Annotated in this window: 3 protein-coding genes; all 3 read left to right on the top strand. The window is 32.9% G+C overall.

Annotation, left to right across the window (positions count from 1 at the left end; genetic code table 11):
• Positions 1 to 91 precede the first annotated feature (91 nt).
• Genes istA through D8M05_RS19825 form a run of 3 tightly spaced genes read left to right on the top strand, consistent with a single transcriptional unit; the run spans position 92 to position 2,469 of the window.
• Entirely contained in the window at positions 92 to 1,387 is a 1,296-nt protein-coding gene (istA, locus tag D8M05_RS19835; protein WP_121134833.1) for an IS21 family transposase, read from the top strand.
• Positions 1,380 to 2,132 carry an IS21-like element helper ATPase IstB gene (gene istB / locus D8M05_RS19830; RefSeq protein ID WP_121134832.1) on the top strand — a complete coding sequence of 251 codons (753 nt, stop codon included), beginning with the start codon at positions 1,380 to 1,382 and terminating at the stop codon, positions 2,130 to 2,132. The genes istA and istB overlap by 8 nt, the downstream gene beginning before the upstream one ends.
• 22 nt (positions 2,133 to 2,154) lie before the next feature.
• Entirely contained in the window at positions 2,155 to 2,469 is a 315-nt protein-coding gene (locus D8M05_RS19825) for a hypothetical protein (RefSeq protein ID WP_121134830.1), read from the top strand.
• Positions 2,470 to 2,571 lie beyond the last annotated feature (102 nt).

Genomic DNA, 2,571 nt, shown 5'->3' with positions numbered 1-2,571 from the left:
GTATAAATGCTAGTCTAAGAATGTACAGAAATGATTGTTTAAGAATGTACAATTTGGATGAATAATCACATAATATTCTAGAGGTGATATTGTGTACATCCAAGTAAATATAAACATGGAAATAGAAATTAATAGTCTTACAGATTTGCCAAAATTAAAACTACTAATGGAGAGTTCAAAGATGAAGGTAAACAAAAGTAAATTAGCTCGTGATATGGGAGTAGATCGGCGGACGATTGATAAATATCTCGCAGGATATAGTCCAAAGACTTCTCGAGATCGAAAATCGAAAATAGATGATTATTATGAAGTCATATCGTTACTTTTGTCTGAAGAATCCCAACAAATATTTTTTTATAAAAGGATTCTATGGCAATACCTAACAGATAATCATGGTTTACAATGTTCGCAATCAGCATTTAGAGCTTACATATTAAAAAAAACGGAGTTTCAAAGTTACTTTAATTCAGGAAAACGAAGGAACGAAAAGAAGGAGGTTATTCGATTTGAAACCCCACCTGGTGAACAGGCTCAGCTAGATTGGAAAGAAAATATTCGATATGTCACGAAAGATGGGGAGATATTATTTGTGAATGTAGCTGTGCTTTTACTAGCACATTCGAGGTTTCGAGTATTTCATTTATCCATGTCAAAATCCCAGAGTGTATTGTTGTCTTTCCTAACGGAAAGTTTTGAAGCATTTGGCGGAGTCCCAAAGAAGATTGTCACAGATAATATGGCAACAGTGATGGATGATGCCCGAACAGATTACTTTGAAGGTAAAGTAAATGAACGTTTCTATCAGTTTTCAAAAGATATGGGATTTGAAGTAAAGCCATGTATAGCAGGAAAACCGAAAACTAAAGGAAAGGTAGAAGCTCCAATGAAATTCATTGATGAGATACATGCTTACCAAGGAAAATTTGATTATGAAGAGCTTAATCAATTTGTTCAAAAGTTATGTAATCGAATCAACTCAAGCTATAATCAGGGGTCAGGAAAGATACCTATATTGGCTTTTAAAAAGGAAAAGGATCTCTTATCTCCACTACCAAATGAAAGAATAAGAGATCACTATAAAATTAATCATATTCGTGTGAAGGTAAATCCTTCTAATATGATTTCCTACAAGTCTAACCAGTATTCAGTTCCCGCTGGATACATAGGAAAAACAGTAGGTTTACAAGTTTATGATAACCATATTTTTATTTATTATAACACGGATTTGATTGTTGAACATCTCATTAAGCAATCAAAAATTAATTATAAGGACGGGCATTATACGGAGACTTTAGCTAGACATCTACCGTATAAGACGGATACCGATATTGTAGAACTCGCTAAGAAGAATTTAGAGGCGATTGATGAGGTGTATAGAAATGAATAGTAGTTATACAAAGTTAATAGAAAACCTAGAGTATTTGAAATTAAATCAAATGAATTTACATCTGGATGAAACGATTGATTTCATGACAAAGAATCAACTATCTTTTACGGAAACATTAATAAAACTGACAGACTATGAAATTGATATGAAAGAAATCAATATGGTGAAATCAATGGTTAGAGTGGGGGCATTCCCGCATTTAAAAGAAATTAAGGACTTTGATTTTGAATTTCAGCCATCTATTAATAAACAACAAATATTAGACTTTACAACCTTACGGTTTATAGAGTTACAGGAAAATATTGTTTTCTTAGGCCCGAGTGGAGTGGGAAAAACACATTTGGCAACATCGATTGGAATCGCAGCTGCGAAGAAAAGAACAAGTACGTATTTTATTAAGTGTAATGATTTAATTATGAATCTTAAAAAGGCACAAACTGAAAATAGATTAGAGACTAGACTAAAACATTATGCGAAATATAAATTGCTTATTATTGATGAGATTGGTTACTTACCCATTGATGCAGAAGATGCCAAGTTGTTTTTTCAACTCATAGATATGAGATATGAAAAGAAAAGTACGATTTTAACGACAAATTCAAATTTTAAAGATTGGGGAGACGTATTCCAGGATACTAAAATAGCCAATGCGATATTAGATCGCGTCCTGCATCACGCTACAGTGGTGAACATTACAGGAGATTCTTATCGTTTAAAAGATCACTTTATAAAGAAAGATAAATAACAACATGGAAGGAAATAGCAATATGAGCTCATTTACGGCAAAAGAAGCAACAAAGTATTTTCGTTCATACGAGGTAAAATGTGATGAAGCATTAGTGCAGGAATGGCTAAATAATACAAATACACGACAGATTAACGCACTGGTCACTGAAAAGCATGTGTGGGAATTTACTGACTGGTGGAGACGTAAAGGCACTGCATACGAAGAAGGTATTGATGATAAGACAAAAATCGAAAGATTATTAATAGAAATTCAAAGATTAGAAAAGGAAAACGATACAATAAGAAAAGAGAAAACACTTCTTGAGCTTGATTTGGGCATTAGTCCATTTGATTGATTCACTAAGTGCCCCTGCGAATAAATCTTGCAGGGGTACTAAAAAACAAAAGTGTACATTCTTAAACAATCAAAAGTGTACATTTTATCGTTGACATTTATA

Origin of the sequence: Oceanobacillus bengalensis, from assembly GCF_003628445.1 — a bacterium.
GTDB lineage: Bacteria > Bacillota > Bacilli > Bacillales > Amphibacillaceae > Oceanobacillus > Oceanobacillus bengalensis.
Note: the sequence above shows the minus strand (reverse complement) of the source record. Positions and strands in the feature narration are given on the sequence as shown.